The organism is Yersinia sp. 1252 StPb PI (assembly GCF_048593885.1).
Taxonomy (GTDB): domain Bacteria; phylum Pseudomonadota; class Gammaproteobacteria; order Enterobacterales; family Enterobacteriaceae; genus Yersinia; species Yersinia enterocolitica_E.
Genome location: NZ_JAZGQE010000240.1, coordinates 1 through 5,609 on the forward strand (window position 1 = coordinate 1; position 5,609 = coordinate 5,609).

The following is a 5,609-nucleotide window of genomic DNA, read 5'->3' on the forward strand; positions in this document are numbered from 1 at the left end:
CAACTGACCCCTAATTATCCTCTTACCGTACGTTTTCGTACGGTTGGCCCTCAAACCGCTGGTAGAGATGCCGGATTCTTTAGTCCTTCCAATAACATAATAATAATTAATGATTGACGATTTGTTAACATTATGATTATTTGCTGTTTCTGGTATACAGAATATGTAGTGCAATGGACTGAGGAAACTGAAATGGCTGCAAAAAACTGGTTATCCGATCGTATCAATTTAAGCAGACCCCATCAGGAAAAAATATGGGCTCAGGGAATAAATGATTTAACGATTGCATCCCGGACTGATGGAAGAGGAATTGTCTGCAGCGCCGGGCGGGAATATATCGATTTTATGTCCTGCTCTTATCTCGGGCTTGAACAGCATCCGGCCCTAAGTCAGGCCATTAAAGCGTCGGTTGATAAATTTGGTGTTCAGTATGCCGCCGCAAGAACCCGGGCAAAATGCGATATTTTTGATGAGCTCGAAGAAAAACTGAATACGATCTTCCTGGACTCCTATACGGTGATTTTCAATTCCGTGGGGGCCGCGCATCTGGCAGTCCTCCCGATCCTCGGTTCAGGAGAGTTGCCGGGGTATAGCATCAGCCCAAAAGGCGTACAGTGGATCGTGGATAAAACGACACACGCCTCGGTGCAAATATTACAGGGGATTCTGGAACAGTTTGGCCGTTACGATAGGATAAGCTTCACTGACCAGGATAAATTGTATACGGCATTAGACCTGTGCCGGCAGAACGGCAAAACGCCCGTGCTGATATCAGACTCCCTGGGTTCAATGGGGGGCAGTAATGATGTCCGTTATCTCACGCAATTAGCGGCAGAGTATCAAGGGTATTACTATGCCGATGATGCGCATGGCACCTCGATCATCGGGAAAAATGGGTGCGGGTATACGCTGCACCAGACGGGGGAATTCAGTGACAATCTTATCCTGCTCTCCTCGCTCTCAAAAGCGTTCGGCTCTCATGGTGGTTCGGCCTCTTTCAGTCACCCACAGACCGCCTCATTCATCAAAAAATATGCGCTGAATTATATTTTTAGCGGCCCTCCCTCATTACCCGGTATTGCCGCATGCGTGGCCTCTGCGGATATTCACCTTTCAGGCGAAATCACTGCGCTGCAAACGAAGCTTAAGGACAATATTCACTTCTTTGACAACGCAGTACATAATGTGGAAGTCAAAGATAAAGCTAGCCCCATCCGTACGATCCACATCGGCAGCGAAACCGAAGCCGTTAACACCTCTGGGCGACTCCGCAGCCATGGTTTTCTGGCCACCGCGGCCATGTATCCGACAGTACCTAAATCGGCAAGCATTATCCGGGTAGCCCTTTCTGCCGCGCATTCCATTGACGATCTTGAGCGATTCGCCGCGTCCGTGAATTTCATTACAGGGGGGACGGCATGCTGACAGAACTGATCACCGCCTACCGCTATTCAGCGGCCTTGCATGCGTTCGTGAAGCTCGGGGTACCCATCTGGCTGGGACGCATGGGACCAATGAGCTTGAATGACCTGTCTGTAGCCAGCGAGGTGGAGGCCCATCGTCTGTCACGCCTGCTGGATGTGATGGCAGAGTGCCGTGTTGTGCATATTGAGGATGCGCGCTATGCCCTTGCAGATGAGGCCGGTGCCCTGGCGGACGCAAACAGCCTTGAAACGCTGTGGATCTTGTGCGAGTTGGGCGAGGAATACTGGAGCATGTGGTCGGAATACCCCTCATCCCTGCGTTCTGTCGACCCGGTATCCGCTTTTGAAACCCGTCATCGAGAGCCCTTCTTTTCATACCTCCGCACCCGGCCAGAACTGAAAGGCACCTTCGACAGGCTGATGGCAAAAATTACCGATGAACTTTCCACTGAACTCGTCAACCACATTGCGTGTGATGCGCAGGCAGAAGTCGTGGATGTGGGCGGAGGGCAGGGCGCGCTGATGAAAAAACTTCATCAGCGCTACAACCTTAAATCCGCCACGGTGCTCGATGTTTACCCCGGGAACAGCAGGAACGAAGCTGGCATCAACTTTGTGGATGGTGATTTCTTTACTGGGATCGTCGGGGGCAAGAACATCTATATCCTGAAAAATATTATCCACGACTGGGATGACGCCAGCGCCTTAAAAATTCTGCAAAACTGCCATCGGGCCATGACGCCAGAATCAACGCTATTTGTCATAGAAATCATCAAGCAGCCTGAGAGCAGCAAAGGCAAGACGCTGGACTTGCTCATGGATGCACTCTTTCTGGGGAAGGAGCGATTTTATGCTGAATATCAAGTGCTGGCGCAGGCGGCCGGCTTCGTCATCGACAGAACACTCTCCACCTCGCTGTCACAGTCCGTCATGGTATGGCGAAAGGAAAAAGCATGAATTTATACTGGATCGTCGCAAAGGAAGAATACAACAATGTGGCCGGGATTGAGCAGGCTTATGCAGAGTACACCCGTGAACTCGGGAAACGGGATATCGCCTTCAGCTTTATCGCGCTGGAGAACTGTATCGTTTCCTCTCACCCGGACAGGGGACTGGCGCTACTGTACAAAGACCAGCCGCTGGATGAATCTGCAGCGGCATTTATAATCTCCCCCGCCAACCTGAATGCCCAAGCCCGCGCCATCTCCTCGACGCTGCGCCATTTCCTCCGTATCAGAGGTGCATGCCTGCTGAACGACGGGATTGCCGGTATTGAAACTCTGGAGTGGGACAAAATCGGCCAGATGACCCTAGCAGCGAAAACCGGCGCGCCGGTGCTCCCCTTTAGCATGCTCGGGTATCACCGGCAGGTCACTCCCGCCATCGAGCACTTTGTTGCACGCTACCCCGGCGAGTATATTTTTAAACCCGCCAGCACCGGCATGGGTTTTGGCGTGATCAAGTCAGGGAGCTCTCAGCATGCGGTCAGCACCGGAAATTTGATTTCGACATCGCCTGTCGAATATTTCATGATGCCCTTTCTGGCTGACGCGTGTGATGTCCGGTTTTTGTTTATCGCGCAGAAACTGGCATTCATTAAATTCCGCAAACCCCGCGGGAAAGGCTATATCGGAAATGTCGCCCTAGGCGGAGAGCAGACCATCCTGACGGAACAGACGTTCCTGGCAGACTATGGCCGTGAACCATTTTTCCCGGAAATGCTGCAGTTGTCCCGGGACATAATGGCGCAGGCAGGCTGTGCGGTATTGTCAGTTGACTGGCTGATGAATACCGACGGTTTTTATTTTAATGAGATGGCAACGGCAGAAACCGGCCTGACGAAGCTCCCCGAAGGGATCAGGGCATTTGTGTTCGATCAGCTGGCAAGGATAATTCACGATAATCATGCATGCGAATAAAACGACCTATTTCATTTATCTGACGGTATTTCTCGCGGAGTTTTCATTTTTCTTTGCCCTCCCACTGCTGGGGAAATCACCAGATCTCAGTGCCTCCAGTGTGGCGGCCTGTCTCGCCGGGGCGGTCCTGCTGGAAAGTCTGCTTATGCTGACCTCCACCGGCTATCTTGAGCGCTTTTCCAGAAGGAAGTTGATTTTCGTTTCCCTGCTGCTGAGAAGCACTGCCTTTTTGACGATTTATCTGACATTGTCATTACCCGGCTGGCTGCTCTTCTTCTTGCTTATTGCGGTATCAAAGTCGGTATCCAAACCCTTTTTACGGGAGGTGCTGGCCGCAACCCTGAGCGGACCGCAGCTGAAAAAAGCACTCAATACGTTCTCGCTGAGCCAGAACTCGGCGGTATTCGTGGCGCCGATGCTGGCGGTAGCGGCGATGAAATTTGCATTTATCGGGACCGTTCTGCTGGCACTGCTTCTCTCCGGTGTCGTGATGGCTCTGATGGCGCTGCGACTCATTTATACCCTTCCGGCCAACCATAAATCGTCCACCGGTTCGCCACTGGCGGATATGCGGGTAGGGTTTCAGTGCGTCATGGCCAGCACAGACATACAGCGCATCCTGCTTTCGTCGTTCTTCTGTTTTCTCATTATGGGGGTGTTCATAACCGCCACAACGCTGCTGGATAAAATCAATCCCGACCTCGGTGCACACTCCGGGGTATTTTTCTCTATCGTCGGCGTGACCATCTGCCTGTGGCAGGGGGGCGTGGCGAAACTGACCTCCTTCAGCGACAGGTACAGTTCGCAAATTATTATGGTGGGCGGGGTACTGTCATCAGCCTATTTGCTGGGTTCCGTGTACATTGCCGTTGCGGCGTTGATTGCCTACAGCATTTATGAGTCCGTGATCATTCCGGAGCTTTACTTTCAGGCCACGCATATTGCGTCTGGTGTCTCTGCCAGCGTGTTGTTCAGTTATATTCTGATTGTGTCGAATGCCGGTGAAGCATTCGGCTCCTGGCTTACCGGATTTGCGATCACGCATCTGGCTGACCACGTCCCGCTGTTTATCTTTATCACGGTGCTGAGCTCCGCGATGATTTCGTTCATCTGCCTGAAAAAAACCGACAGAAAGGAGGCTCCGTGTCAGCCATAGTCTTCGCCACCGGTGGAACCACCGCTGATGCCAGAACCGTCGAGCATCCATGGGAAAATTATCAGTTTGTAACGTCGGCGGCGGCGCAGGCGCTGCGCCCCCTGTTCACGGATTTACAGGTCCGCGCGGTCGCTAACTGCCTGACGGCGGGCAATCTGTGGGGCGGTTTTTTGTTTGCCCATGAAATTTGCCGTCATCTCGGGGTGAAATATTATCCTTTCGCCTCGGTTGTTGAGCATGACGCACTTTGTGAAGCCGTATGTGCAGGCACCATCGACACGATAATATGCCTGCCAAGCTTTGCTGAACGTTTATTGATCCCGGAGCGTAAAGCGCAACTGGCCTCCGTTAGGAACATTTTTTATCTCGGGGAAATGTTCTCCGACTCACTTGTCGAAAAGACGCAGAAGCTGCTTCCGGACGTGTGTATCAAACCTCTGGCGTACACGGCGCAGGAAACCGGTCCGATCGGTTTTCAGTGCGCGCACCTGAGTGGTACCCGCTACCATATTTATGAGCATGTCGACCTAGTTTGTTCTCCGGTCAGCGGTGAGTTCAGTGTAACGGTCAGATATCCCGGACAGAGCCATCTTCTGGATCATACAATGGGAGACGTGGGTATCCTTGAGCGCGATGTCCTGTGTCCGTGTGGCCATACAGGCGATGTCCTGCATCTTCAGGGGCGGATCCCCACATCAAGAAACATCCTTGGCACTTCGGTTTCAATCCATGAGTTCGCCCGTGTGTTGTCAGAGGGCTCTGGCTCCATTTCCGATACTGATTTGCAACTGATTGAGGTCGATTACGAAGATCAAGGCCTGGGGCTTGTTCTTATGGTGTGCCAAAGAAGCCGGCTCTCAGCAAACACAATTGGTGATCGGCTTAAATCATCACCGCTGATCAGAGAATTGATCAGCGACGCCCTGTATTTTCATGTTTTCATTGCAGAGAAGCGAACGTTTCTGAAATCGGAGTTCACCCATAAAATCAAACCCTTCATGAGGACGAGGTGCCGGCCTGCTGAAGAAAACGCATCCTGCCTGATAATAAAATAACTAATTTATGTGTTTGATGCTCAGTCGAGCGAAAACTAACGTTAGGTGAGAAAGC

At 51.8% G+C, this 5,609-nt stretch carries 5 protein-coding genes; all 5 read left to right on the forward strand.

Annotation, left to right across the window (positions count from 1 at the left end):
• Positions 1-192 precede the first annotated feature (192 nt).
• The 5 genes from V2A85_RS21575 to V2A85_RS21595 are packed head-to-tail and all read left to right on the forward strand — an operon-like array spanning position 193 to position 5,554.
• The gene (locus tag V2A85_RS21575) at positions 193-1,425 is read left to right on the forward strand and encodes an aminotransferase class I/II-fold pyridoxal phosphate-dependent enzyme (RefSeq protein WP_420072319.1); all 1,233 of its coding nucleotides are present in this window, start codon (positions 193-195) and stop codon (positions 1,423-1,425) included.
• A complete protein-coding gene (locus tag V2A85_RS21580) occupies positions 1,419-2,381 on the forward strand; it encodes a methyltransferase (protein ID WP_420072320.1) in 963 nt (320 codons plus the stop codon). Before V2A85_RS21575 ends, V2A85_RS21580 begins: the two co-directional genes overlap by 7 nt.
• Positions 2,378-3,343, forward strand: coding sequence for a hypothetical protein (locus tag V2A85_RS21585; RefSeq protein WP_420072321.1), 966 nt, complete (start codon positions 2,378-2,380; stop codon positions 3,341-3,343). The genes V2A85_RS21580 and V2A85_RS21585 overlap by 4 nt, the downstream gene beginning before the upstream one ends.
• On the forward strand, positions 3,330-4,499 hold the full coding sequence (locus V2A85_RS21590; RefSeq protein ID WP_420072322.1) for an MFS transporter: 1,170 nt from the start codon (positions 3,330-3,332) through the stop codon (positions 4,497-4,499). The genes V2A85_RS21585 and V2A85_RS21590 overlap by 14 nt, the downstream gene beginning before the upstream one ends.
• Positions 4,487-5,554, forward strand: coding sequence for a hypothetical protein (locus tag V2A85_RS21595; protein ID WP_420072323.1), 1,068 nt, complete (start codon positions 4,487-4,489; stop codon positions 5,552-5,554). Before V2A85_RS21590 ends, V2A85_RS21595 begins: the two co-directional genes overlap by 13 nt.
• The last annotated feature ends 55 nt before the right edge of the window (positions 5,555-5,609 follow it).

Excerpts from the sequence above, each read along its gene's own strand:
- V2A85_RS21575 (WP_420072319.1), top strand. The coding sequence starts at position 193 with ATGGCTGCAAAAAACTGGTTATCCGATCGTATCAATTTAAGCAGACCC.
- V2A85_RS21580 (WP_420072320.1), top strand. The coding sequence starts at position 1,419 with ATGCTGACAGAACTGATCACCGCCTACCGCTATTCAGCGGCCTTGCAT.
- V2A85_RS21585 (WP_420072321.1), top strand. The coding sequence starts at position 2,378 with ATGAATTTATACTGGATCGTCGCAAAGGAAGAATACAACAATGTGGCC.
- V2A85_RS21590 (WP_420072322.1), top strand. The coding sequence starts at position 3,330 with ATGCATGCGAATAAAACGACCTATTTCATTTATCTGACGGTATTTCTC.